Genomic DNA, 24,298 nt, shown 5'->3' with positions numbered 1-24,298 from the left:
TGTAAGTTTAAATCCGTATCACATTACACAAGTAAATCATCTTAAACGGTTATTTCATCGTGCCACAAAAGCACAATAATGGTATGGTTAATATAAGTTTTATAACAAAGAGAAGTCGAATGTTTGTCACCTATAACAACATAGTCATCCTCACCGGTTCCGGTATTTCAGCTGAATCGGGGATTGAAACATTCCGTGCAAGTGATGGGTTATGGGCTAAGCATCACATTGATGATATAGCAACTTTGGAGGGTTACCGTAGAGATCCAGAGTTAGTTTATAGTTTCTATAATCAAAGATTTAATCAATTGTCTTTACCCAGTATTCAACCGAATGACGCACATATAGCACTCGCAGAATTGCAAAAAAAATATTCAGGTAATGTCACTATTGTTACTCAGAATATTGATAATTTACATGAGCGAGGTGGAGCAAACGATATTATTCATATGCATGGCGAGTTAGTCAAAGCGCGCTGTGAAAAAACGCAAAAATTGTTCCCATACAAGCAGTTAAATAAATTATTGAAATGTCCGTGTTGTAAAGAACAAGGTAACCTTCGTCCACACGTCGTTTGGTTTAATGAAATACCGTTATTTATGAACGATATTTATAAATCACTCAGCGAAGCTGATTTGTTTATTGCTATTGGTACATCGGGATCAGTATATCCAGCGGCTGATTTCGTTAATGAAGCCAATAAAGTATGTGCACATACAATTGAAATAAACCTTGATGCAACCCATATCTCAGATAACTTTAGAGAGCATCGTGTGGGAAAAGCAACAGCTGAAGTGAGAGAATTAGTAGAAGAGTTAATGGCTCGCGATAAACAGTTCTTCTAAACGAACTATTGTAATCTAATATTATTGATAATAAGAAGGTGCATCTTCTATGCACCTTCTTAATATTCAACACTCACGCTTGTTAGCGACTAACCTTATAGGTTTTGTGCTTTTAATTTTTCGTAATAACGTTCGTATATAATATTCGCTTCGCCAACATCAGAATGGAACTCACCGTTTGCAATTGTTGCGGCATCTGGAAATACGATCTTATTTTCAGTAAACTCTTTTGGTAGCAACTTTTTAGCGGCCTTGTTAGGCGTTGGGTAACCAATCTCTAAAGCAACTTCCGCAGCTACCTCTGGACGTAATAAGAAGTCGATAAGCTTGTGTACAGCATCAACGTTCTTCGCATTCTTAGGGATGGCTAATCACAGCGCGTGCAATTGCTACATGTTGTGAGTTCTGATTTCTGTTAAGCATCAATAAACCTAAATGATAAGAGGTACATCTAATTTAATAAGATGTACAATTTGCGTGAATTCTAATGCTATAGTTCACAGAAATGAAGCATAAATTGGCACTTCAATAAAAATAATGGAGTTAAAACACGTTCAGGTCATTTTTAAAACTTTTAAAATAAATAAAGGCGGAATATGTACTCTAATTTATGACCGATATTAGGTATAATCAAAGTCATATAACTTTTCGTTTTAGTTAACCCTTTACTTATTTATTAAGGATCAGAACATGTTCAATAACCATTTCATTAAAGTGGTGCTTCTTTCAAGTCTCCTTGTCCCTTCTTTAAGCGCCCAAGAATTAGTCGTTGGTTATGATGGTTTTTATAATCGAATAAAAAATAGTAAAAAAGAACAATACGTTAATACCAAAATAGGCGTTTTTCTTAATAATAGTCAGACGGGTAAACATTGCCAGATTGAAAATGCATTTATTAATTTCGAAGGCGCTATTACGGATGTCGAAATTGGTGCTGACTTTGAGCTTATGCTCCCTTTCGATAAAGATTTACGTGACAATAAAGCAAAACTACACGTTAATGTAACCGATAAAGCGTCTTGTGACGTTACGTTTCAAATTATGACAACAGAAAATAACGCTGCTGAATATTCAACTTTATCTTTAGTGAAGCAAATTGAAGAATTCGATCTGTTTTTAGGCAATATGGCAGGTTACTTTGGCCGAATGAATTTACCAGCAACGGTGGGCGTACAGTTTATTTTTGATGAGGTTGTAGATGCCTACACTACCAGTGGTAATTTATTTAAAAGTGGCAAACAAATTTCATTATCGCAGGACGAAATTATTCGCGATAAGATTGCTGGAATAAAATTTAGTAAAAAGCCGTTACGTATCGTACCGTTAACTGAAATTTAAGCAAAAAAAGCACTGCATTAACGCAGTGCTTTTCTATTTCTAACTTTATTCTTAACTTCTGCCGTTTTTATAATTCAACGATAGTAACCATTTCATTTGGATCGAAATTCTCAACACCTGACTTAGATTGCGCAGTCGGTATCACATCAATTTCATTATCAAACGCAGTATCGAATTCTGTTAATTCATCAGCACGTTCTAGATCCATGTTTACAAAATCAAACGCTTTAAGATCGGCAAGGTGGCTTGGTACAATGTTTCGGATCGAGTTGAAACAATTATTTACTCGCCCAGGATTTGCTTCATCCCATTGTGCTAACATTTTTTTGACGGCTTGGCGTTGTAGATTTTCTTGTGAGCCACAAAGGTTACAAGGAATAATTGGGAATGCTTTAAATGCTGAGTAAGCTTTAATATCGGCTTCACGACAATATGCCAGTGGTCGAATAACAATGTTACGTTTATCATCAGAAATAAGTTTTGGTGGCATTGTTTTCATTTTTGCACCGTAAAACATATTCAAGAATAATGTTTCAACGATATCGTCAGCATGATGGCCAAGTGCCAGTTTGGTCGCGCGGAGTTCAACGGCTGCGTTATAAAGAATGCCACGACGTAAACGAGAACAAAGACTACAAGTCGTTTTTCCTTCTGGGATCTTGTCTTTAACGATGCTGTAAGTATCTTTCTGAACAATCTTGTATTCAATACCCAGATTTTCAAGGTAGCGGGGCAGAATATCTTCAGGGAAACCCGGTTGTTTTTGATCCAAGTTCACCGCAATAATATCAAAACTGATTGGGGCCGCTGCTTGTAATTGAATCAGAATGTCGAGCATTGTATAACTGTCAGCACCACCAGATAAACAAACCATGACTCTGTCACCATCTTCAATCATATTATAATCAATGATTGCTTTACCTGTTTCATGGCGCAATTTTTTATTCAGTTTAGCAAATTGTTTTTTTTCTAAAGCGGTAAGATTTTCAGGATTCATTGGGACACTCAGGATAAATATTGCTGTAAGCAGCGCAGTATACCCAAGCAAGCCGGAAAAGCAAGTTCCGGCGCCTATACGTACTGTTGGCTTAAGTATCTAGGTTATTATTATATAATCATTTTAAGGCTAAAAGATCACAGTTAATCGAATCAATAACCATCTCGGCAGTGTTACCGATTAAAAATGCAGAAAATCCATTACGCGTTGGAGCGCCAAGAATAACTAATTCGGCATCGACTTTTTGAACAATATCAGCGATAACATCTTCAGGAGCCCCTGATTGTATATGCACATTTTCTTTAGCGACGTTAAATTTTTCCGCATGTTTATACATGGCAGTTTTGTGGTGATCTTCGATTTCTTGATTATAGGCAGCAGCATCAAAATTGGGGATTTCTATTGAGATATGCTCGGGGGTACTTGGGTATGCGTTAGCTAAATGTATATTTGCATTCAACAATGCTTTTAACTGCATTGCTTCTTGTGTGATCCGCTCGTTAATTGAGTAATCATTTTCTGAACTTAAGCTCGTGCTTTCAAGCACCTGAATTGCCGCGACAATATTACCATCAATTGGCCACTCATGATCCTTTACTAATAACACGGGACAAAGACTTTTACGTAATAAATGCCAATCTGTTGGCGTAAACACTACAGCACTTAATTTATTATGAGCGTGGGTGCTTTTAACAATCAAATCATGATTATTCAGCTTCGCTTCTTCTAATATTGATTCGAATGGACGCTTATGCCAGATCAGCTTTAACTTTATATTTATACCTGGATAATCTTGTTCTAATTGTCTGGTAAATGATTTTTTCTCTTCGAAAACAATCGCGTCTTGCATAGACTGACGTTCATCACTCGAAAAAAGAGAGGTTAACTCATAAGATAGGTCGTAGATAACAAGGAGAAGAGAGATAGAAACATTATCTTGTTGAGAAGCAAGATACAAAGCGCGGGATAATGCGATTTGAGGGGTGTTTACGGGATCTGCAACCACTAGAATATTTTTATATTTATTCATAAGGCACCTTGATAACAAATTTAATATAGATTAAGTACATGTTTATTATATCGATTATACATAATCAAAAATTTCACTTACCTAACTATATCTCAATTTGTGATAGATGCCATAAATGCGCTACTTTTTTGTTAAGCCTGTGAGTAAATATTTTTACTCACAGGCACGAGCTTAAGCTTCTTTTTTACCTGCAAGCAATGCAAGGCTTGCGTGATCGATAATGCTGATGTACTTGCCCTTTACTTCAATCATTTCGCTTGTTTGAAAACGACCGAGTAAGCGACTAATAGTTTCAACAGTAAGGCCTAAATAATTGCCAATATCACCACGCGTCATGGTTAAACGGAATTCTTTAGCAGAGAAGCCACGTTCAGAGAAACGTATCGAAAGATTATTTAAGAAAGCAGCGAGACGCTGTTCAGCATTTTTCTTGCTTAACAATAAGATCATTTCTTGGTCTGCAGCGATTTCGCCACTCATTAAACGCATCACTTGACGACGTAACATTGGCATTTTGCCAATCAGTTCATCAAGGGTGTCATACGGGATTTCACACACCATCGATGTTTCAAGAGCTTGTGAAAAACTTGGGTGCACACCAGTGCTTAATGCATCAAAGCCGATTAAGTCACCGGCTAGGTGGAAGCCTGTGATTTGTTCATCACCTTGCTCAGTAATTGTATATGATTTAACAGAACCTGAACGGATAGCATAAAGTGCTTTAACTTTATCACCAGCTTTAAAAATTTCGTCATTTTTTTGAAAAGGCTTTTTGCGTTCGATAATTTGGTCGAGTGAATCTAGCTCTGAATCATTCAAAGAATATGGTATGCAAAGTTGGCTGATGCTGCAGTTCTGACAGTGGATTGCACTCTTCGGTGTTGGTATCTTCTTATCTAAGGCCATAATTCCAATAAACTCTTTTGATATATATCAATATTGTAGCAAATTTATATACCAGAAGCACTTAATTGTACTAAAGCTATGTAAATAACATGTAAACCGAATAAAACCAGTAGTAAACCACTAAACTTTTTAAACTTTGAATTCTGTATTAACTTGTTGAATTCACTTGATAATCTACCCACCAAGAACATGATAGGGAAGGTGCCTAAGCCGAATGCGAGCATAATTAATGCCGAGTTTAATGGTGACCCGCTAGATAAAGCCAGTGTTAATGCCGAATACACTAAACCACAGGGTAACCAACCCCATAAAAAGCCCAAAGGAAAGGCGTGATAAGGTGTTTTTAATGGTAAAAATCGGCGTGCAAGTGGCTGAATGTAGCGCCAGACTAAACGGCCTACTTTTTCGAGTTGGAGAATCGCTGAATTGAGTTGTGCAATGTATAAACCAATCAGTATTAATGTAATACCCGACACAAAGCGTAAGATCAGTAATAAATCATAACCGGCGCCAAAATTTAATCCAATTTGCGCAGTGAACCCGACGATAGCACCGATCAGTGTATAACTACTTATTCGTCCTAAATTATAAAAAAGCGGAGCGAGGGTATTAGCGTCTGTCGTTTGTTTACTAGCATGTGCAATAGCGCCTGAGATACCGCCACACATAGCAATACAATGACCAGCACCTAATATCCCGATCATAAACGCCGCAATTAGACTAGTTATCATGTTTGGTGACTGATGATTCGTCGTTACTATTGTCGTTAATATCATCGTCAAACAAGATATTACTGCCTTCACGTTCTAAATCTTCGAATTGATCTGACTTAACAGCCCAAAAAAAGATAGCAACGGCAATAGCAACGAAAATCATCGCTATCGGAATTAACATAAAAATAATTTCCATTACTTCAACAACCTTAATGAATTACCTATAACGAGCAGTGAGCTAAGTGACATACCAATCACTGCAATGTACGGAGGTACACTACCTGAGATTGCTAACGGTATAATTAATGAATTATACCCAAGCGCCCACATTAAGTTTTGTTTGATTATTTTATATGTTTTGGTCGCAGTTGCCAGCATATATTTAATTGCGATAAAATCTGTAGTTAATAACACCACGTCAGCACTATTTTTAGCTAAATCGGAACCTTCTCCCATGGCCACAGATACTGTTGCGGCACTCAAGACCGGCGCATCGTTAACACCATCGCCTACCATCAACATCATTTTTTTGTTAGCTTGCTGTTCATTAATATAAGCAAGTTTACTTTCTGGTGATTGGCTTGTTTTCTTATTGGTAATTGCTAATCCTTCGGTTACTTTATCGGTATTGTTTTCATTGTCGCCAGTGAGTAACGTAACCGCTAAACCTAATTCAGCGATATAATCTAAAGTAGTCGCCACATTATCACGCATCTCATCTTGAATATAAAAACGAGCGATCAGTTGACAGTTCTTTGTTAAATAAACAACGATGTCTTTTCCGTCGGATGCTGTGCTGGTTTGTTGTGTAAATTTAGCAGAACCAATTTTATAACTATCATCACCAATCCATCCTGAAATACCTAAACCAATGTGATTTTCTGTTTTATCAAATTGAATTTTATCTTGGTTTGATTTAAACGCAGACGCAATGGGATGCGTTGAATGGTGCTCTAATGACGTGGCAGTACGTAACAGTTCATCCTCTGACATTTCACTGTCAGATTTTATATTGGTAAGGGTGAATACACCTTTGGTTAACGTACCCGTTTTATCAAATGCGACTTCATCAATTTTGGTGAGCGATTCAAGTACGTGCTCTTTACGGATTAAGATCCCGCGTTGCGATAAGAAACTGGTTGCACAAGTTAGTGCTGTTGGCGTCGCCAGTGATAATGCGCAAGGGCAGGTTGCAACAAGGACCGACAAGGTGATCCAAAAGGCTTTGTCTGGATCATGACCTAACCAGAACAAGTAAGTACCGGCGGATATGATTAATAACGCGAGCACAAAATAACGTGATATTTGATCGGCCAAAACAGCAATCTGAGGCTTTGATGACTGCGCTGTATTTTGTAAACGAATAATTTCTGAAATTAAATTATGCTTGTGTGTTTTAGTCACGCATATCGTAATTGTTTGTTCGACATTGAGACTACCGGTGTAAACACCACTATCAACTGATTTAACGATAGGTAAAAACTCACCCGTAATCATTGATTCGTCCACACTTGTGTCACCATTCATAATAATGCCGTCACAGGGGATCACTTCGCCACTTTTAACAATAACGTAGTCATTAATATTAAGTTGTTTGGTTGGAATTAGTTGTTCGCTCTTATCTTCACTAACACGTAATGCCATGTTAGGTATAAGCTTTGCCATATTGGCACTGAGTTCTGATGTTTTCTTTCGTGCCCTTAACTCTAAATAGCGTCCTAATAATAAGAAAAAAGTGAACATCGAAATTGATTCAAAATAAACTTCACCTGTGCCCGTCATAGTTGCATAAGCAGAGGCTGTGTAAGCGCCGAGCAACGCGATCGACACAGGTACATCCATACCAAGCGTTCGGGTACGTAAATTACGCAGCGCGTTAGAATAGAAAGGTTGTGCGGAATAAAGTAGTACTGGTGTGGCAACAATTAAACTGACCCAACGGAAAAGTTGGCGGTACATCTCTTCCATATCTCCAAACCAAGTAGAGTAGAGCGCAACAGCAAACATCATCACCTGCATGGTCGCTAACCCTGCTAAACCCAAGCGTCTGAAATAAGATTTAAGTTGCTTGTTGTACATCAGTTCATGCTGGTCAGCTTGAAAAGGCGATGCACTGTAACCTAAGTTATTAATTTGTTTTAATATATCACTGAGTTTGATTTGTTCAGCAATCCATTTAATCGATATACGATTACTTGTCGCATTGACGTTAATGAAATGGATACCTTTGGTACTGCGAAAGCTTCTTTCAATTAACCAAGCACAGGCTGCACACGTAAGACCTTCCACGGTGAGGGTTATTTCTTTTATTTCACCGTTTTGATAAACAAACTCATCTTGAATTTCATTATCATCATATATTTCTAAGCGTAATAATTCATCCGGTACTAATTGCTTTGCTGTCGGTGATAAATCAGTTCTGTGTGCATAATACGAACTTAAACCAGAACCGACGATCATTTCAGCGACAGACATACAACCTGGACAACACATGTCACGTTCTTCAGGTGCGATATATACTTTATATTTATTTTTATCTGCAGCTAAAACACCTTCGCCACAGTGATAACAATTAGTACCGTTTGACATTAATCTTACTCGCCGTCTAACTTAATTACTGAAGTATTGGGATATTTAACATATTCTTGAATACGCCATTTTCCATCAAAAGATTCTACCCGCACACGCCATTTACCTTTTAGCATATCGCGGGGCATTTCTACGCTGTAACTGCCGTCACCCGACGCTGTTGCCAGCACTGAAATATCATGTTTTGCCAACGTAACATGGAAAAATGAAATATTAAGCGCTTCATTTTCGACCATGTCACCGGTTGCTGGTGTAAACACCGCAAATCCATCGTCAAACTTTAGGTTGAAAGTAATATTTCGAGCTAAAGCTTCATGGTATTTCGTTAAATCTTGGTTGATCTTTTTACCATCTTTATAGTAATCGTCAGAGACCATATCTGGTTGATTCAGTTGGAAGATAATAAATGTCGACGTACCAGCAACCACGGACAATACAGGAAAGAAAATGACAAACCAGAACCAAGGTTCTTTATACCAATAAGATTTCATCGTGAACTCCAAAAAGGGAAATTAACAAAGATACAGCAAAAAAAAGCTCCATTCAGTAAATGGAGCTTTAAATTACCACTATTACGTTACTTTACACTTAAACTGTAAACATAACCGCTTAATAGCATTACTTTATCTTCGCCTAGGATACCACCCCATGCTGGCATTACACCGTTACGACCATAACTAATAGTTTGTGCGATAGCTTTACGTGAGCCACCGTATAACCAAATTTTGTCCGTAAGGTTTGGTGCGCCAAGCATAATCATACCTTTAGCATCAGCGCCGTGACAAGCTGAACATGTTTGAAGGAATACCTCTTTACCTGCTGCTTCTTCACGTGCATTTACTTTACGGCCAGACAAACCAACCACATAGGTTGTTACTTGGTCTATTTTCTTATCACCTAATACAGGTAACCAAGCTGGCATCACACCAGTTCGACCATGCATGATAGTAGTTTTGATATTAGCAGTGGACCCACCGTATAACCAATCACCATCAGTTAGGTTAGGGAAGCCTTTCGCACCACGTGCAGAAGAACCATGACACTGAGAACAGTTTTGTAAGAATAGGCGTTGACCTACTTTTACTGCTTCAGTGTCTTTAGCGATGTCAGCAATTTCACGGTATTCAGTAAAGTTGCTTTCTTCTGTTTTAACCAGTTTGTTAAATACAGCCGCATATTTTTCGTTTGCAGATTCAATTTCACGCTCATACTCGTTAGCACTAGTCCAACCAAGTAAACCTTGGTAGTTGCCTAGACCAGGGTAAAGTGCGAAATAGACAAAACCACCAAGACAAGTGAAAATAAATAAGTATTTCCACCATTTTGGTAATGGGTTATTTAACTCTTCGATGCCATCGAAAGAGTGACCCATAGATTCACCTTCTTTAACGCCGGTGTCATCTTTATCACACATCCAAAGCAGAGCTAGGCAAGCAAAAATACTGCCGAGTGTGATCACTGTGATCCAAATACTCCAAAAAGTACTCATAATCATAAACTCCTAAATACGAGCAGATTTATTTTTCTGCTCTCCATTAAGTGAATCACTGTGGACTTGTTCATCAGCAAAAACTAAATTAGCAGCTTCATTAAACGCACTTTTTTGACGTTTGCTGTAAGCCCAAGCAATAATACTGATCATAATGGCCATTAGTATAAGGGTATAAACCCCTTGATATGTACCGTAATCCATAAGTTATCCCCTTATTTTAATGCATGACCTAATGATTGTAGATATGCAACCAAAGCGTCTAGTTCAGTGTGACCTTTTACTGCGGCTTCTGCACCAGCAATGTCGGCATCTGTGTAAGGAACATCAAAGTAGTTTTTGAAGATACTTAGTTTTGCCGCAGATTCTGAACCATCTAATACATTTTCAGCTAACCAAGGGAAAGCCGGCATGTTTGACTCAGGAACAACACTACGTGGATCAAGTAAATGCGCACGCTGCCAATCATCAGAATAACGACCACCAACACGCGCTAGATCTGGACCAGTACGTTTAGAACCCCATAGGAACGGATGTTCCCATACAGATTCACCAGCAACAGAATATGCACCATAGCGCTCTGTTTCTGCACGGAATGGACGGATCATTTGACTATGACAAACGGCACAGTTTTCACGGATATAAATATCACGACCTTCCATCTCTAACGCCGTATAAGGACGCAGAGTGTCAAGTGGTTCAGTGGTATCTTTTTGCCAGAACAATGGTGTAATCTCAACCATCGCACCAAAGCTGATAGCAATAACGATGAAGATCGCTAATAAACCAACGTTCTTTTCAATGAATTCATGTTTCATAACTATCTCCTAACTATGCAGGTTCAGCGTCAGCTTTGATTGAGTGATCTGCTGCAGACATTGTTTTAAAGACGTTAAACGCCATTAAAAACATACCTGTAACAAAGAACACACCACCAAGGAAGCGTACGAAGTAGAATGGATATGAAGCTTGTAGTGATTCAACAAAGCTGTACGTTAATGTACCGTCAGCATTTACCGCTCTCCACATCAGACCTTGCATTACACCCGAGATCCACATTGAAACAATATAAAGAACCGTACCAACCGTTGCTAACCAGAAGTGAACGTTGATCAGCTTGATGCTGTACATACGACCTTGGTTAAACAACACCGGGATTAAGTGATAGATAGCACCGATAGATACCATTGCAACCCAACCTAGTGCACCTGAGTGTACGTGACCAATAGTCCAGTCAGTGTAATGCGATAATGCGTTTACACTCTTAATTGCCATCATGGGTCCTTCGAACGTAGACATACCGTAGAAAGAAAGAGATACAATTAGGAAACGTAAAATAGGATCATAGCGCAGTTTATGCCATGCGCCTGAAAGCGTCATTATACCGTTGATCATACCACCCCAAGAAGGCGCGAATAGGATTAACGACATTACCATACCAACTGATTGAGTCCAATCAGGTAGTGCAGTGTAATGAAGGTGGTGAGGACCAGCCCAGATGTATAACGATATTAATGCCCAGAAGTGAACAATAGATAAACGGTATGAGTAAACAGGACGATTCGCTTGCTTAGGCACGAAGTAATACATCATACCAAGGAAACCAGCTGTTAGAAGGAAGCCAACGGCATTATGTCCATACCACCACTGAACCATTGCATCAATCGCACCACCGTAAATAGAATAAGATTTCATTCCATTCAGTGGGATAGCGGCACTGTTTACAATGTGTAAAACAGCAACGGTTAAGATGAATGCACCAAAGAACCAGTTCGCTACATAAATGTGCGACGTGCGGCGTTTAACAATGGTACCAAAGAATACAATGGCATAAATAATCCAAACAAAGGTGATTAAGATATCAATCGGCCATTCAAGTTCGGCGTATTCTTTAGATGTGTTATAACCAAGTGGTAATGATATAACGGCAGAAATAATAACAAGTTGCCACCCCCAAAACACAATAGCAGGCAAGATGCCACCAAATAGGCGCGCCTGACATGTACGTTGAACAACATAAAAAGATGTTGCCATTAGGGCAGAAGTACCAAATGCAAAGATTACTGCATTGGTATGTAGGGGACGAAGACGGCTATAAGTTAACCAAGGAGTATCGAAATTTAGTACAGGCCAAATTAGCTGTGCTGCAATTAGCACACCTACTGACATACCAACAATACCCCAGATAACAGCCATCACGGTAAACTGTCGTACAACTTTATAGTTATAGTCAATTTTTATAGGTGAATGAGAGCTCATATTTTGCTTCCGGTGCTACAAATAATTAAACATCTGTTGATGCGTGAATACCCAAAAAGAATATGTGTAAATTTAAGTAATCTAAATTGACAGTCATATTCAGATGGGGATATTACGCGATTTCTTGTAACATTAACAGCGGAATTTGTTTGTTATATTGTTAAAAATGTCTTAAAAATAGAGTCTTATAGTCAGCTTGATTTAGATCAATGAAATACGACCTTAAAATGTAATTTTCATATTTCAATTGATTATGATCAAGCAAAAATGCTTAATAAAACCCCCTAAATATAGGACACCGTGTGCCGATAATGATAAAAAATATAATAATGTACTAGTCTTGTTGGTGGCTTGTTAACAAAAAAGACTAAAACCTCTCTAACTATAAAATAAGTGATTAGTCTTTTCTATTCATAGTACTTATTTAAAAACGATACTTTTGGCTTGTTTGTTATCGAAACACCCTTAAGCTTTTAAAGCTGCAGACACGATTTCTTGTGCTTCACTTAAAATTAACGCTAAGTGTGTTTCGTCTTTGAAACTTTCAGCGTAAATCTTATAAATAGCCTCGGTGCCCGATGGACGAGCCGCAAACCAGCCATTTTCAGTCGTTACTTTTAAACCACCAATTTTACCATTATTGCCAGGTGCGTTGGTTAATTTAGCAGTGATTTTTTCACCAGCCAATGTTTCAGCCTGAACAGACTCTGGTGATAAATTAGCAAGAATCGCTTTTTCTGCAAATGAAGCAGGGGCATCAATGCGACTATAAACGGGTGAACCGAATTCTGTAGTTAACTCAGCGTATAACTGCGCTGGGTCTTTACCAGTCACCGCAAGAATTTCTGCAGAAAGTAATGCTAAAATTATGCCGTCTTTATCCGTTGTCCAAACGGTACCGTCTTTACGTAAAAATGAAGCTCCGGCACTTTCTTCACCACCAAAGGCAAATTCTGCAGTGTGCAGACCATCCACAAACCATTTAAAGCCAACCGGCACTTCACAAAGAGGGCGTTGAATTTTTTCGGCAACGCGATCGATCATAGAACTTGATACTAGCGTTTTACCCACTTTAGCATTGACAGGCCAGTTGGTACGGTTGGTAAATAAGTATTGAATTGCAACAGCAAGATAATGGTTTGGATTCATTAAACCACTTTTAGTGACAATACCGTGGCGGTCATAGTCGGGATCATTACCAATGGCAATATCAAAGTCATCTTTTAAGTTAATCAGGCTTGCCATCGCATAAGGTGATGAACAATCCATACGGATCTTGCCATCTTTATCTAGACACATAAATGAAAAAGTTGGATCAACGCGATCGTTTACTACTTCAATATCTAAATTATATTTCGCAGCGATCACTTTCCAATATGCAAAACCAGAGCCGCCTAACGTATCAACACCGATTTTAATGCCAGCATCTGAAATTGCTTTAAGGTTGAGCACGTTTTCTAAATCAGCAACATACCCTGCTACATAATCAATCTCTTGATAATGTGCAGACTCGATAGCAATAGCAAAACCAATTCGTTTAACCGCAGTTAAACCTTGGGCAATGATATCGTTAGCTCGATTTTCGATGATCTTTGTTACATCGTCGTCAGCGGGTCCACCGTGTGGCGGGTTGTATTTAATGCCGCCATCTTGTGGGGGGTTGTGTGATGGTGTGATAATAATACCGTCAGCTTGAATTTTGTTGTGGCTGTTATGCGTTAAAATAGCGTGTGAGATAACCGGTGTAGGTGTATAACCATCATCCGCTTGAACGCGTACATCAATCCCATTTGCCACTAAGACTTCGATAACCGAAATATTAGCCGGTTCAGACAATGCGTGAGTGTCTTTACCGATGAATAAAGGGCCCGTAATACCTTGTTCAAGACGATATTCAGCAATAGCCTGGCTAATCGCTAGGATATGGTCTTCATTAAAAGAAGATGCAAAAGCGTTACCACGGTGACCAGATGTCCCAAATGCGACACGTTGAGCAATTTTAGTTACGTCAGGTTTATTGATGTAATAGTTTGAGACGAGAGCAGGTATGTTGCAAAGATCGGAATTTAATGCCTTTTGACCGGCTCTTGGATGAACTGCCATGTGCGATTTTATCCTTTAATAAATGAAAGCTATGATGAATTAAATTGTTAATAGTATACCTCTTATAAGTTAATATTGGCACACTGTTTCATTTGAAATGACTATTTACTCACTAAAAATGGGTCTTAGTTGTTGCTTCTGCGCTTTGCTATAACCAGTCGCCAACGCTGGTAGATTAAGACTATAGGTATTGGTGGATTGATTGTGTTAAAATACTCGATTGTAAATTAATTATTAATTTAGAGTTGAGTTAGTTATGGCGAAAACAGCTGCGGCATTGCATATCTTAGTTAAGCACCAAGATAAAGCATACGAAATATTGAAAAAACTCGAGAAGGGTGAAAACTTTCAGAAGCTTGCCAAGTCGCATTCGATTTGCCCATCAGGCAAGAAGGATGGTGGTAACTTAGGTGAATTCAGAAAAGGTGCGATGGTTCCCGCCTTCGATAAGGTTTGTTTCAATGCTGAAATTCTTACTCCACATCTTGTGAAGACCAAGCATGGTTGGCACATCGTTAAGATATTGTATAGAACGTAATTAGTCGTGTTAAACTACAGCTAGCCTGCCGCCACGTTATCAAATTGAAGTTCACAAAGACGTTGGTACAGCGCTGATTTATGCATGAGCTCATTATGTGTGCCTTGTGCTATCACTTCGCCTTTATCCATCAACAAGATAAGGTCAGCGTTTATCACCGTTGATAACCGATGGGCAATGATCAGGGTTGTTCTATTTAGCATTAACTCTTCGAGCGCCGCTTGAACATGGTGCTCACTTTCGGCATCAAGCGCACTGGTTGCTTCATCTAATAGCAATACTTCTGGGTCTTTCAAAATAGCACGGGCGAGGGCAACACGTTGCTTTTGACCGCCGGATAAACGAACCCCTTGCTCACCTAAAAAGCTGCTATAACCTTCAGGAAGTTGTTCAATAAACTCATGTGCATGAGCGAGCTTGGCGGCTTTAATTACCGCTTCATCGGACGCAGTCGGATCACCATAACGGATATTGTGCCAAACATCGGAACTGAACAATACTGGGTGCTGCGGAACCATCCCCATTCGTTTACGTACTTCATTCAGTTCTAACTCATTTATATTAATATTATTAAACAGAACTTCACCACGTTGAGGGTCATAAAAGCGTTGTAGTAATTCAAATAAAGTGGTTTTACCTGCGCCAGATGGGCCAACTAAAGCAATCACTTTCCCTTTTGGTATTTTTAAATTAATGGCTTTCAAAGCAGCCGTATTGGGACGTGAAGGGTAATAAAAATCCACGTTTTTAAACTCGATAATATTAACGTGATCATTAATAATTTGTTTAGGTACTTCTGGACTTTGGATTTTACTTGTCACCTCAAGTAACTCTAACAATCGCGTTGCAGAACCCGCTGCACGTTGCAGTTCACCATAAACCTCAGAGATTGTGGCGACAGACATCGCGACCATAATTGCGTAGAAAACAAATGCACCTAACTCACCACCAGTCATCTTGCCATTTAGTACATCCATGCCGCCTATCCACAACATAATGCTGATCGCACCGAATGTCAGGAAGATAACAATTGCGATCAATAATGAACGCTGTTTAATTCTATTTTTTGCTACTGAAAATGCATTTTCAACTTCATTGGCAAAAGAAGCTTGCTCAGTTTCTTCGTGAGTATAACTTTGTACTACTTTGATGTTTTGAATTATTTCACCGGCGTAGGTACCAATATCTGCAATTGCATCTTGGCTGCTTGCTGCCAGCAGTCTCACTTTTTTACCATAAATTAAAATAGGCACAAGTATAAAAGGCACAGACGCCACGACCCAAAGTGTCAGGTTGATGTTGGTCACGAGTAACATGATTAAGCCACCAATGAGCATCAGCACACTGCGAAGCGCCAGCGATAATGACGAGCCAATAATAGATTGTAACAAGGTGGTGTCAGTCGTTAATCTTGACATGATTTCACCACTTCTATTTTCTTCAAAATAACTCGGGTGTAGTTTAATGACTTGGTTAAATACCGCTTTTCGTATGTCAGCGCTGACGCGTTCACCTAACCATGACATCAAATAGAAGCGACTAAATGTGCCAATAGCAAGAAGAGCAATAAGCATAACGAGTACAATAATAGCGGACTGTAGTTGTGATTCTGAACCGGCAATAAAGCCATTATCAATCACAAATTTAACGCCCTGGCCAAGCGATAGATTAACCGCCGCAGTTACTAACAATGCGAGTAGGGCATAACAAACCATTAATTTGTATGGCTTGATAAAAGCCAAAATAGGCAACAAACTAGTGAATGATTGTGTGGCGCTTGTCTTATCAGTAGGTGATGAACTCATTGTTTTACCTTAGCTTGTTATTAAGTAGTTTCAATAGCTTGATACACTTTATTTTTGTTCTATACGGTGCCTTATCGGCATCATAGATAATATTGCCTATACTCAAATTTAATTGGACTCATGGCGAATGAATAAGTTTAAAATAAATCATAGAGTAACCAAGGATAATAACAAAGAATCAACGAGATTGAATAATTAGATATAAAAATTAGTAGTAGACATTCGTTAATATAAGAGAAGGGTATTGATTACAACTTTTTGTCTATCTTGTTGTCTTAACGTGACTAACTGGACTAATTCCTTCAATTTATAAGAGTGATACATGTATGTTTAAAGCAATACAAAATTTGTTTAAGCAATTAGCAAATGATACGTCGTTGCCAGGTGCTGTAGATACACAGGAGTTTGAATTATCAATGGCGGCATTATTGTGTGAAGTTGCCAGCGCAGATAGCTCCATTAATGAAAAAGAAAGCGCGGCTAAAGTGCATCAACTTTCATTACTACTTGGTATCGACAAAGATAGAGCAAGCGAACTATTGGCAATTGCCATCAAAGACAGTGAAGAATCTATATCAATTTATGAGTTCACGTCAAAGCTTCGAAATGTTGAATACAAGCAAAGGAATGTGCTTATAGAATCAATGTGGAATATAGCTTATGCGGACGGTGTTATTGATCCACATGAAGAAGCATTAATCAGACAAGTCGCCGATCTTATTTACGTAAAACATTCGGATTATATAAAAGCTAAGTTAGCCGCGTTCCCAGAATAGTTATAATCTGTAGGTAAAACCAATCGTCAGTTCAGTGTTTGGTTTTTATATGTTTGAAGATATTTGATTACATCATATTTTGGATAAAATATGATGTAATCATTTAGATGCATATCATATACTTTATGGTAAATAAGCTAAGTGTTAAATTGACAACATCTCAATCTTGTATTGATCCATGAATATAGACATCCTTAATAGAATCGGCCTCTATTACAAGCTCTATCACACCCTATTTAACATAATATACATTATGCGCAGTGCTATTGTAGGTCCCCGTTAGAGATGTCAGGTTTGTCACCGTTAGAAATGTCATGTTGAACTATCTTCAGAGCATCAATTCGACGCTCTGGACCTACATGATGTTACTGACTATGACTGATATTGAAATATACAAAATTAATACCATCAAAAATGTTATTGATAAACGCATCTCTGGCGTCGATGCTGCCGCGCTTCTTAACCTAAGTCCACGGCAAGTATATCGACTGACGAAGCAATATTTAAAACATGGTGCCGAAGGTTTGATTTCACATAAACGTGGCCAGCCAAGTAATCACCACCATTCCTATAAATTCAAACAACACGTTCTTGACCTGGTTCAAATCCATTATCAAGATTTTGGTCCAACTCTCGCACACGAAAAACTCACCGAACTACATGCTATCTCAGTTGGTGTTGAAACCCTGCGTCAATGGATGATCACTGACGGTCTATGGTTGCCGCATGCCAAACGTAAGCCTCAAGTATATCAACCTCGCTATCGTCGTGATTGCGTTGGTGAGCTCATACAAATTGACGGTTCTCATCATGGATTGGCTAACTTTTAGTTGCTTCGCTATTTTATTTTGACCTAAACCTATTTTCTTTAGTGCATAAATATGGCATCGTTGTTCATAGGTCAGTTGTTTATATGTTTTCATTGTTGCATCTCTTGCCGGAGAAAAAGCGATCAGCATATATTCAACTGACCGTTTCTTCTACCTTTTCAAGTTATGCACTTACTTATTTGAATCCAAGGGAAGACAAATTGGTGACATGAATCAGTTTTATATCAATTTATTTGATTACGGTGATTTTCTAGGAATTCATAGTGATGGCGGTAATAATATAGGAATTGCGATAAACATCACCAAAAACTGGTTACCAACTTTTGGTGGAATAACTCACATTATCGATCAATATTTAAATATTGTGGACTCATTAACGCCAACCTTTGGCCAAATGTTTCTGTTCGACTCGAAAGAAAATAATATCCCTCATTTTGTGTCTACGGTTTCAACTGAAAGATCAGGAAAAAGAATGTCAATTATTGCTAGGTTTGACTGATGGGAAAATCAATGTTAATCGCGATAGCTATGGGGATTATTTGGGGGAGTAGCTTTCCTATATCGCAAATGGGAATACTACAGATAGGTGCATTCCCATTCCGGCTCTCTACTATTTTCGTTTCAACTTTAGTCATTACCGCTTTTGCGCTCCCATACTTAAAAAAACACATAAATAAAATAGATCGAAGTGATTATTTAAAGTTATTTATATTATGTATACCTAATATTTTTATAGTCCCGCTAATTAACAACATTGCCCTTGGACTAACAACGGTTTCAAGCGCGACGTTTATCATATATATGATGCCTTGCATTACGAGTTTATTTACCATGTACTTTACCAAAAAGGTGCATTTTCTAACTGTGTTTGCCATTATATTTTGTGGGCTAGGTGTATTACTTCTGTCCAAATCAAACGAATTTCAGTTAGGAGAATACTTGATGTTTGCTAATGCCGTTATATGGGCCTTGGGGGCAATCTTGTCGCAACGTATTTCTTTTGATGGTGTTCATATGTCGGTGACTGTCACCATTCAAATGATTTTTACTTTGATGTTAACAATGAGCCTAACATTAATATGGTATCTAAATAATAGTATTGATATAGGCTCAATAGCAAAAACGATCGTCTCTACCCCTTCAGTTCTATTGAGCATCTTTTACATAGGAAGCATTGGCTCTGCGCTTGTTTATTATCTTTGGTTTACATTAATTAGATTGGAAAGTGCTGAATTTACAACATACTCAACATTGTTATCGCCAGTTATATCGATTTTTATAGCGGTTATGTATTTAGGAGAAGAGTTAAACCAGATAACAATTATTGGTGGAGGATTAATTTTAGCAAGTAGCTTAATCGTTATCGTTATACAGCCACTTTATACTCAATACAAGAAAAATGGCATTAAAGCTACCGAGTAAGTCTCGTTTGTTCCAGTTCTTTCAATCACGCGAATATTTTTGCATAACCAATGAAGTTCTTTTCATCACGATTAACACAGTGCTCGTTATCACTTATTAGCTGAGTCTAGATTTACAGTTTTTAACCTGGTAATAATTTCAGCTTTAATCTAGCTAACTATTCGATATAATTTTGCTGAACTGTCATTATTAAAATTTTCAAATTTAACTAATCTAATACTGAATATACTAATTGGAATTCAAGATGCTATTTTGAATCGATCCTAGGTTAAATTTACTAACTAGGATGTTAGTTACTGATTAAGATTTCACGTAGCGTCACGTAAAATATCTATACTATTGATTTTATTATCAATAGCACTTAAAAAGTCTCGATTATACGGAGAACTAAATATCACTGTGTTTATATACAGTGATATTTGTAACTCCGTAAAATCATGACTTTTAATAGAAGATGATAAATTTTTGGTGCAAGCGCCCTATCCTTTTTTGGCTGCTACCCAGATGTTTAAGCTGACCATAATGTAATGCTAAAATTGAAATTGTGACCGGATAAGGATTGTATATAATGGTTTATATATGGAGCATTACTTGTATTTTAAGCCATTAATGAGTGATTTATGGGACATTAAAATAAGTTTAACTAATATACCATTTAGTGAGCATTAAGGTCATTTTTAACCTATAATGAGCATATAATAGAACATTAAAGGGTTGATATGAAATATTCAAGCATGACAGCACCTGCAATCGCCACGGTGATTGGTGAAAGACTAAAAACCTACCGCCTTAACGCGAACAAAACTCAAGCTTCAATCGCAAAAGATGTAGGGTTAACCCGTAAAAAGATAGCCAATGCTGAGAATGGGCAATGCTCACTCGAAACCATGGTCATTATTATGCAGGCGCTGGACGTTATTGATCAAATAGATATTTTTCTTCCTGCAACCCAGGTGTCGCCGGTTCAGCTTGCCCAACTCCATGGGAATGAACGAAAAAGAGCATCTAGTCCAAGAGAACAACAACAAGCACCCGTAAACGAGGATAACCTAGGATGGTAAAAGAAGTTATTGAGGTCAGTTATAACGACCTTGCTGTCGGCGCAGCCAGTTACGACCCAGTGACAAAACAAAGCGCGTTTGAATACGACCCTAGCTTCATTTCGAGTGGCATTGAACTATCTCCGCTAATGATGCCACTCTCCAAGAAGATTTATTCATTCCCATCAATCGATCACGCCACCTTTAAAGGTCTTTCTGGGCTTTTGGCCGACTCTTTACCAGATGATTTCGGTAATACAGTCCTTAATGCTTGGGTAGCCCGAAACGGACGATTACCCAGTGAGATAACCCCGCTTGAGCGCCTAAAGTATACTGGCGCGAGAGGTATGGGTGCATTGTCTTACTCCCCGGCAAAGAAATACGGTAACTCTTTCAATAAGTCGCAAGAGATAGAAATCAAGTCTCTGGTTTCTGTCGCTCAAAACATTCTTTCTGAGAGACAAGACTTTGGAGTCGAACTTGATCATGCTGGCCGTGAAGACAAAGACGCCATGTTAGAGCTTATGTCTGTTGGAATGAGCGCCGGTGGTGCTAGACCTAAAGCGGTTTTAGCATTTAACAAGGATTTTAGCGAAGTGCGATCTGGGCAAGTTGAAGTTCCTAAAGGATTTACCCATTACTTAATGAAATTTGATGGTGTCAGTGAGCACAACAAGAACAAAGAGACATTTGGTGATCCGTTAGGTTACGGCGCGATGGAATATACGTATTATCTCATGGCAAATAAGCTTTGCGGTATTGATATGATGCCAACTCAGCTCTTGAACGAAGGTGATCGCCGCCACTTTATCACCCAGCGTTTCGATAGAATCGGAAACAAACGCGTACATGTACAGACCCTGAATGCAATGGCACATGTTAGCTACAAGCAAGCAGGTTCATTCTCGTATGAGGAATTGTTTGGAGTCGTCCGTCAACTGAGGTTGAAAGCGCCAGAGGCTATGCAGCTATTGAGACGCTTAATCTTTAATATCATATCGCGCAACCATGACGATCACTCAAAGAACTTTGGATTCATGATGAACGATGCCGGAGTCTGGTCTCTTTCTCCCGCTTACGACATTGCATACTCTTACAAGCCAGATAGTCATTGGGTAAGTTGTCACTGGATGACACTCAACGGTAAGCGTGACCATTTTGAGCGTAGTGACTTCTATAGTCTGGGTACACTAAGCCCCCTATTTACTAAAAAACTCATAGATGAAACCATCAACGAGATCACACAACATGTATCGACGTGGCGTGTGCTAGCTACCGAACAAGCAGTCCCACTATCATTAATTGATGAAGTCGAATCAAATCTACGACTTAATATTTAGCCATTAATCACGAGGTCCTCACGGCGAATACCATTCCGTGGCGCCTTACATTAATAACTTCATTTGGCTTACTAAAAGGCTGGAAACTTCCAGCCTTTCGTCATATTTAGAATGCAGCTTTGAATATTTCAGCTATCTCTTTTACATTCCCTTTTCTAGGATTACTAAAGGCATTACCGTCTTTTAATGCATTTTCAGACATTAATTGTATATCTTCTTCTTTGATCCCTGCTTCTTTAAGGCTTGTCGGAATGCCAATTTCAGATGATAGTGCAAATAATGAATCAACGGCTTTTTCAGCAGCGGCCATTACTGAAAGTCCTTCGATATTTTCACCCATAAATTCTGCTATATCAGCAAATTTTTGAGGGTTTGCAATCATGTTATAACGGCAAACATGAGGTAGTAGCATTGCATTTGCAACACCATGAGGCATGTCGTATAGACCACCAAGCTGATGAGCCATGGCATGAACATAACCAAGGTTACCATTATTAAATGCCATTCCCGCTAAAACAGAAGCGTAAACCATGTTTTCTCTTGCTTTAAGGTTTTCACCATTGGCCACCGCCTGTCTAAGGTTTCCAGCTATCAATTTGATAGATTGTATTGCGGTGGCATCTGTTACTGGGTTGGCATCCTTTGATACATAGGCTTCTACCGCATGAGTAAGCGCATCCATTCCTGTCGCGGCAGTCAGCGCGGCCGGTTTTCCTATCATTAACAATGGATCGTTTATTGATACTTGAGGCAGATTTCTCCAACTAACCACTACAGATTTCATCTTTGTTTTTGTATTTGTAATAACAGCATGCCTAGTTATTTCAGAAGCCGTTCCGGCCGTAGTATTTACGGCAATAATTGGCGGTAGTGGGTTCGTTAACGTTTCGATCCCTGCATAGTCACAAACATATCCTTCGTGCGTATGAGCAATGCCGATCCCTTTACCACAATCATGAGGAGAGCCACCGCCTATAGAGATAATCATATCGCAATTATTGGCTTGAAATACTTCAAGACCATCATATACATTCGTGTCTTTTGGATTAGGCTCTACACGATCGAAAACAACGGCTTCAATGCCTTCTTCTTTAAGGTAAGCGATCGTTCTCTTTACAGGGCCATCTTCCAAAGAATATAAAAATTGATCAGTCACTATAAGCGCTTTTTTACCATGCAGTATTTTTGCTCTTTTCCCGACCACTTCCAAACAACCCGGACCAAAAAAATTCACACTTGGCATCAAATAATCATAATATCTCATAATACTTCCTTTATAATTTATATTTAAAATCTAAATAAATGTATAATCTCACCCTTCGATCACACATTTCATATCAAAACTTTCAAACACTTCTTTGAATTCATTCATAATATTATCAGTGGGTATTGCTATATCACTGTCCATCTCATATTTCATTTCAAGATTTTGATATTTAGAACTTCCCAAATTATGATAAGCGAGTAAATCTACCCTTATGACGTTTTCTAGTGTTTTCACAAACGAAGCAATTGCATTTATACTTTCATTATCACAATTGAAATGAGGTATAACGGGCACTCTTATAATAAGTTCCTTTGATATCATTGAAATGTGTTTTGCATTTTCAAGAATAATTTTATTACCCACGCCAATATGATTTATATGAATGTCATTATTGGTATGTTTTATATCTAAAAGGACCAAATCTGCTAAAGGAATAACTTTCTCAACCGCTTCTTTTTTGGCAAACGCAGTCGTTTCTAAAGTAGTGTGCCAGCCCATCGATTTACAGCCTTTTAGAATCTCGGCTACAAAATCTGCTTGTCCAAGTAATTCACCACCCGATAAAGTAACGCCACCGCCAGAACGCCTAAAGTGTACGCTGTCTTTTTTTAATTCTTGTAACAGCTCTTCTACCTTAATTTTACGTCCTATTTTCACAAGTGCATTGCTATAACAGTTATCTACACAAAGACCACAATTGTCACATTTATCTCTATCTATTTTATTGTTTCCATCTAAACTAATGGCACCTTGAGGGCAGACATCTATACATTTACCACAATTAATACAGCTACTTTTATTAAATGTAATTTGAATGTCTTTTGATTGAGACTCAGGGTTACTGCACCATTTGCATTTAAGAGGACAACCTTTTAAAAATACGATAGTTCTTATTCCAGGTCCGTCATTGATAGAGAAACGTTGTATATCAAAGATAGTACCCTCTTTGTTTTTATTGTATTTATCTTCTCGCAACATACGAATTCCTTTATTCATCATTCTAATGTTCGA

At 38.3% G+C, this 24,298-nt stretch carries 25 protein-coding genes and 1 pseudogene; 9 read left to right on the top strand and 17 right to left on the bottom strand.

Going from position 1 to position 24,298, the window contains the following annotated elements:
• The first annotated feature begins 119 nt into the window (after window positions 1–119).
• Window positions 120–845 (top strand): NAD-dependent deacylase, encoded by a 726-nt coding sequence (locus tag MORIYA_RS03765; RefSeq protein WP_112712824.1) that lies wholly within the window; start codon window positions 120–122, stop codon window positions 843–845.
• 95 nt (window positions 846–940) lie between these two features.
• On the opposite strand, the gene MORIYA_RS21740 is transcribed toward MORIYA_RS03765, so the two are convergent.
• The gene (locus MORIYA_RS21740) at window positions 941–1,084 is read right to left on the bottom strand and encodes a hypothetical protein (protein WP_232011497.1); all 144 of its coding nucleotides are present in this window, start codon (window positions 1,082–1,084) and stop codon (window positions 941–943) included.
• A gap of 451 nt (window positions 1,085–1,535) precedes the next feature.
• Between MORIYA_RS21740 and MORIYA_RS03755 the strand changes: the two genes are divergently transcribed.
• The gene (locus tag MORIYA_RS03755; RefSeq protein WP_112712822.1) at window positions 1,536–2,183 is read left to right on the top strand and encodes a DUF2987 domain-containing protein; all 648 of its coding nucleotides are present in this window, start codon (window positions 1,536–1,538) and stop codon (window positions 2,181–2,183) included.
• Between the two features lie 67 nt (window positions 2,184–2,250).
• On the opposite strand, the gene ttcA is transcribed toward MORIYA_RS03755, so the two are convergent.
• The 12 genes from ttcA to pgm form a co-directional block, all read right to left on the bottom strand.
• A complete protein-coding gene (gene ttcA / locus MORIYA_RS03750) occupies window positions 2,251–3,180 on the bottom strand; it encodes a tRNA 2-thiocytidine(32) synthetase TtcA (protein ID WP_112712820.1) in 930 nt (309 codons plus the stop codon).
• Window positions 3,181–3,298: 118 nt separating this feature from the next.
• Window positions 3,299–4,210 carry a universal stress protein UspE gene (gene uspE / locus MORIYA_RS03745; protein ID WP_112712818.1) on the bottom strand — a complete coding sequence of 304 codons (912 nt, stop codon included), beginning with the start codon at window positions 4,208–4,210 and terminating at the stop codon, window positions 3,299–3,301.
• 171 nt (window positions 4,211–4,381) lie between these two features.
• A complete protein-coding gene (locus MORIYA_RS03740; RefSeq protein WP_112712816.1) occupies window positions 4,382–5,116 on the bottom strand; it encodes an FNR family transcription factor in 735 nt (244 codons plus the stop codon).
• Window positions 5,117–5,160: 44 nt separating this feature from the next.
• Window positions 5,161–5,820, bottom strand: a complete 660-nt coding sequence (locus MORIYA_RS03735; RefSeq protein ID WP_232011496.1) for a sulfite exporter TauE/SafE family protein — start codon at window positions 5,818–5,820, stop codon at window positions 5,161–5,163.
• A gap of 16 nt (window positions 5,821–5,836) precedes the next feature.
• On the bottom strand, window positions 5,837–6,025 hold the full coding sequence (ccoS, locus tag MORIYA_RS03730) for a cbb3-type cytochrome oxidase assembly protein CcoS (protein ID WP_112712812.1): 189 nt from the start codon (window positions 6,023–6,025) through the stop codon (window positions 5,837–5,839).
• Window positions 6,025–8,418: a heavy metal translocating P-type ATPase gene (locus MORIYA_RS03725; RefSeq protein WP_112712810.1), complete on the bottom strand. Its 2,394-nt coding sequence runs from the start codon at window positions 8,416–8,418 to the stop codon at window positions 6,025–6,027. Before MORIYA_RS03725 ends, ccoS begins: the two co-directional genes overlap by 1 nt.
• Before the next feature lie 5 nt (window positions 8,419–8,423).
• A complete protein-coding gene (locus tag MORIYA_RS03720) occupies window positions 8,424–8,909 on the bottom strand; it encodes a FixH family protein (RefSeq protein WP_112712808.1) in 486 nt (161 codons plus the stop codon).
• Between the two features lie 86 nt (window positions 8,910–8,995).
• On the bottom strand, window positions 8,996–9,907 hold the full coding sequence (ccoP, locus tag MORIYA_RS03715) for a cytochrome-c oxidase, cbb3-type subunit III (RefSeq protein WP_174216894.1): 912 nt from the start codon (window positions 9,905–9,907) through the stop codon (window positions 8,996–8,998).
• 12 nt (window positions 9,908–9,919) lie between these two features.
• On the bottom strand, window positions 9,920–10,111 hold the full coding sequence (locus MORIYA_RS03710) for a cbb3-type cytochrome oxidase subunit 3 (RefSeq protein ID WP_112712804.1): 192 nt from the start codon (window positions 10,109–10,111) through the stop codon (window positions 9,920–9,922).
• Window positions 10,112–10,122: 11 nt separating this feature from the next.
• The gene (gene ccoO, locus MORIYA_RS03705; protein ID WP_112712802.1) at window positions 10,123–10,725 is read right to left on the bottom strand and encodes a cytochrome-c oxidase, cbb3-type subunit II; all 603 of its coding nucleotides are present in this window, start codon (window positions 10,723–10,725) and stop codon (window positions 10,123–10,125) included.
• Between the two features lie 13 nt (window positions 10,726–10,738).
• Window positions 10,739–12,166, bottom strand: coding sequence for a cytochrome-c oxidase, cbb3-type subunit I (gene ccoN / locus MORIYA_RS03700; protein WP_112712800.1), 1,428 nt, complete (start codon window positions 12,164–12,166; stop codon window positions 10,739–10,741).
• 465 nt (window positions 12,167–12,631) lie between these two features.
• A complete protein-coding gene (gene pgm / locus MORIYA_RS03695) occupies window positions 12,632–14,269 on the bottom strand; it encodes a phosphoglucomutase (alpha-D-glucose-1,6-bisphosphate-dependent) (RefSeq protein WP_112712798.1) in 1,638 nt (545 codons plus the stop codon).
• Between the two features lie 256 nt (window positions 14,270–14,525).
• Here pgm and MORIYA_RS03690 point away from each other — a divergent pair, with 256 nt between their 5' ends.
• Window positions 14,526–14,807, top strand: a complete 282-nt coding sequence (locus MORIYA_RS03690; RefSeq protein ID WP_006033961.1) for a peptidylprolyl isomerase — start codon at window positions 14,526–14,528, stop codon at window positions 14,805–14,807.
• A gap of 20 nt (window positions 14,808–14,827) precedes the next feature.
• Here the strand turns inward: MORIYA_RS03690 and MORIYA_RS03685 are convergent, their stop codons facing one another.
• Window positions 14,828–16,612 carry an ABC transporter transmembrane domain-containing protein gene (locus MORIYA_RS03685; protein WP_112712796.1) on the bottom strand — a complete coding sequence of 595 codons (1,785 nt, stop codon included), beginning with the start codon at window positions 16,610–16,612 and terminating at the stop codon, window positions 14,828–14,830.
• 326 nt (window positions 16,613–16,938) lie between these two features.
• On the opposite strand from MORIYA_RS03685, the gene MORIYA_RS03680 reads away from it, so the two are divergent.
• Complete coding sequence (locus MORIYA_RS03680; protein ID WP_112712794.1) at window positions 16,939–17,388, top strand: tellurite resistance TerB family protein; 450 nt, start codon at window positions 16,939–16,941, stop codon at window positions 17,386–17,388.
• Window positions 17,389–17,702: 314 nt separating this feature from the next.
• Entirely contained in the window at window positions 17,703–18,218 is a 516-nt protein-coding gene (locus MORIYA_RS21220; protein WP_112712792.1) for a helix-turn-helix domain-containing protein, read from the top strand.
• On the opposite strand, the pseudogene MORIYA_RS21890 reads toward MORIYA_RS21220, so the two are convergent.
• Window positions 18,201–18,311: pseudogene (locus MORIYA_RS21890) on the bottom strand (helix-turn-helix domain-containing protein); the annotation flags it as partial. The gene MORIYA_RS21220 and the pseudogene MORIYA_RS21890 sit on opposite strands and share 18 nt — an antisense overlap.
• Window positions 18,312–18,426: 115 nt before the next feature.
• Here MORIYA_RS21890 and MORIYA_RS03665 point away from each other — a divergent pair.
• The 4 genes from MORIYA_RS03665 to MORIYA_RS03650 all read left to right on the top strand — a co-directional run bounded on the left by MORIYA_RS03665 (window position 18,427) and on the right by MORIYA_RS03650 (window position 22,020).
• Complete coding sequence (locus tag MORIYA_RS03665) at window positions 18,427–18,717, top strand: 2OG-Fe(II) oxygenase family protein (RefSeq protein WP_112712790.1); 291 nt, start codon at window positions 18,427–18,429, stop codon at window positions 18,715–18,717.
• On the top strand, window positions 18,717–19,640 hold the full coding sequence (locus MORIYA_RS03660; RefSeq protein WP_112712788.1) for a DMT family transporter: 924 nt from the start codon (window positions 18,717–18,719) through the stop codon (window positions 19,638–19,640). The genes MORIYA_RS03665 and MORIYA_RS03660 overlap by 1 nt, the downstream gene beginning before the upstream one ends.
• A gap of 719 nt (window positions 19,641–20,359) precedes the next feature.
• Entirely contained in the window at window positions 20,360–20,701 is a 342-nt protein-coding gene (locus MORIYA_RS03655; protein WP_112712786.1) for a helix-turn-helix transcriptional regulator, read from the top strand.
• Window positions 20,695–22,020, top strand: a complete 1,326-nt coding sequence (locus MORIYA_RS03650) for a type II toxin-antitoxin system HipA family toxin (RefSeq protein WP_112712784.1) — start codon at window positions 20,695–20,697, stop codon at window positions 22,018–22,020. The genes MORIYA_RS03655 and MORIYA_RS03650 overlap by 7 nt, the downstream gene beginning before the upstream one ends.
• A 106-nt stretch (window positions 22,021–22,126) precedes the next feature.
• On the opposite strand, the gene MORIYA_RS03645 is transcribed toward MORIYA_RS03650, so the two are convergent.
• The gene (locus tag MORIYA_RS03645; protein ID WP_112712782.1) at window positions 22,127–23,284 is read right to left on the bottom strand and encodes an iron-containing alcohol dehydrogenase; all 1,158 of its coding nucleotides are present in this window, start codon (window positions 23,282–23,284) and stop codon (window positions 22,127–22,129) included.
• A 48-nt stretch (window positions 23,285–23,332) separates the two neighbouring features.
• Window positions 23,333–24,265: a glycyl-radical enzyme activating protein gene (locus tag MORIYA_RS03640; protein WP_174216893.1), complete on the bottom strand. Its 933-nt coding sequence runs from the start codon at window positions 24,263–24,265 to the stop codon at window positions 23,333–23,335.
• Window positions 24,266–24,298: the final 33 nt, after the last annotated feature.

Origin of the sequence: Moritella yayanosii (assembly GCF_900465055.1) — a bacterium.
GTDB classification, from domain to species: domain Bacteria; phylum Pseudomonadota; class Gammaproteobacteria; order Enterobacterales; family Moritellaceae; genus Moritella; species Moritella yayanosii.
Note: the sequence above shows the minus strand (reverse complement) of the source record. Positions and strands in the feature narration are given on the sequence as shown.

Excerpts from the sequence above, each read along its gene's own strand:
- MORIYA_RS03645 (WP_112712782.1), bottom strand. The coding sequence starts at position 23,284 with ATGAGATATTATGATTATTTGATGCCAAGTGTGAATTTTTTTGGTCCG.
- MORIYA_RS03720 (WP_112712808.1), bottom strand. The coding sequence starts at position 8,909 with ATGAAATCTTATTGGTATAAAGAACCTTGGTTCTGGTTTGTCATTTTC.
- MORIYA_RS03740 (WP_112712816.1), bottom strand. The coding sequence starts at position 5,116 with ATGGCCTTAGATAAGAAGATACCAACACCGAAGAGTGCAATCCACTGT.
- MORIYA_RS03665 (WP_112712790.1), top strand. The coding sequence starts at position 18,427 with ATGAATCAGTTTTATATCAATTTATTTGATTACGGTGATTTTCTAGGA.
- ccoO (WP_112712802.1), bottom strand. The coding sequence starts at position 10,725 with ATGAAACATGAATTCATTGAAAAGAACGTTGGTTTATTAGCGATCTTC.
- ccoP (WP_174216894.1), bottom strand. The coding sequence starts at position 9,907 with ATGAGTACTTTTTGGAGTATTTGGATCACAGTGATCACACTCGGCAGT.
- MORIYA_RS03755 (WP_112712822.1), top strand. The coding sequence starts at position 1,536 with ATGTTCAATAACCATTTCATTAAAGTGGTGCTTCTTTCAAGTCTCCTT.
- uspE (WP_112712818.1), bottom strand. The coding sequence starts at position 4,210 with ATGAATAAATATAAAAATATTCTAGTGGTTGCAGATCCCGTAAACACC.
- ccoN (WP_112712800.1), bottom strand. The coding sequence starts at position 12,166 with ATGAGCTCTCATTCACCTATAAAAATTGACTATAACTATAAAGTTGTA.
- MORIYA_RS03735 (WP_232011496.1), bottom strand. The coding sequence starts at position 5,820 with ATGATCGGGATATTAGGTGCTGGTCATTGTATTGCTATGTGTGGCGGT.
- MORIYA_RS03655 (WP_112712786.1), top strand. The coding sequence starts at position 20,360 with ATGAAATATTCAAGCATGACAGCACCTGCAATCGCCACGGTGATTGGT.
- ccoS (WP_112712812.1), bottom strand. The coding sequence starts at position 6,025 with ATGGAAATTATTTTTATGTTAATTCCGATAGCGATGATTTTCGTTGCT.
- MORIYA_RS03680 (WP_112712794.1), top strand. The coding sequence starts at position 16,939 with ATGTTTAAAGCAATACAAAATTTGTTTAAGCAATTAGCAAATGATACG.
- MORIYA_RS21220 (WP_112712792.1), top strand. The coding sequence starts at position 17,703 with ATGTTGAACTATCTTCAGAGCATCAATTCGACGCTCTGGACCTACATG.
- MORIYA_RS03765 (WP_112712824.1), top strand. The coding sequence starts at position 120 with ATGTTTGTCACCTATAACAACATAGTCATCCTCACCGGTTCCGGTATT.
- MORIYA_RS03660 (WP_112712788.1), top strand. The coding sequence starts at position 18,717 with ATGGGAAAATCAATGTTAATCGCGATAGCTATGGGGATTATTTGGGGG.
- MORIYA_RS03640 (WP_174216893.1), bottom strand. The coding sequence starts at position 24,265 with ATGTTGCGAGAAGATAAATACAATAAAAACAAAGAGGGTACTATCTTT.
- MORIYA_RS03725 (WP_112712810.1), bottom strand. The coding sequence starts at position 8,418 with ATGTCAAACGGTACTAATTGTTATCACTGTGGCGAAGGTGTTTTAGCT.
- MORIYA_RS03690 (WP_006033961.1), top strand. The coding sequence starts at position 14,526 with ATGGCGAAAACAGCTGCGGCATTGCATATCTTAGTTAAGCACCAAGAT.
- MORIYA_RS03650 (WP_112712784.1), top strand. The coding sequence starts at position 20,695 with ATGGTAAAAGAAGTTATTGAGGTCAGTTATAACGACCTTGCTGTCGGC.
- pgm (WP_112712798.1), bottom strand. The coding sequence starts at position 14,269 with ATGGCAGTTCATCCAAGAGCCGGTCAAAAGGCATTAAATTCCGATCTT.
- MORIYA_RS03685 (WP_112712796.1), bottom strand. The coding sequence starts at position 16,612 with ATGAGTTCATCACCTACTGATAAGACAAGCGCCACACAATCATTCACT.
- MORIYA_RS03710 (WP_112712804.1), bottom strand. The coding sequence starts at position 10,111 with ATGGATTACGGTACATATCAAGGGGTTTATACCCTTATACTAATGGCC.
- ttcA (WP_112712820.1), bottom strand. The coding sequence starts at position 3,180 with ATGAATCCTGAAAATCTTACCGCTTTAGAAAAAAAACAATTTGCTAAA.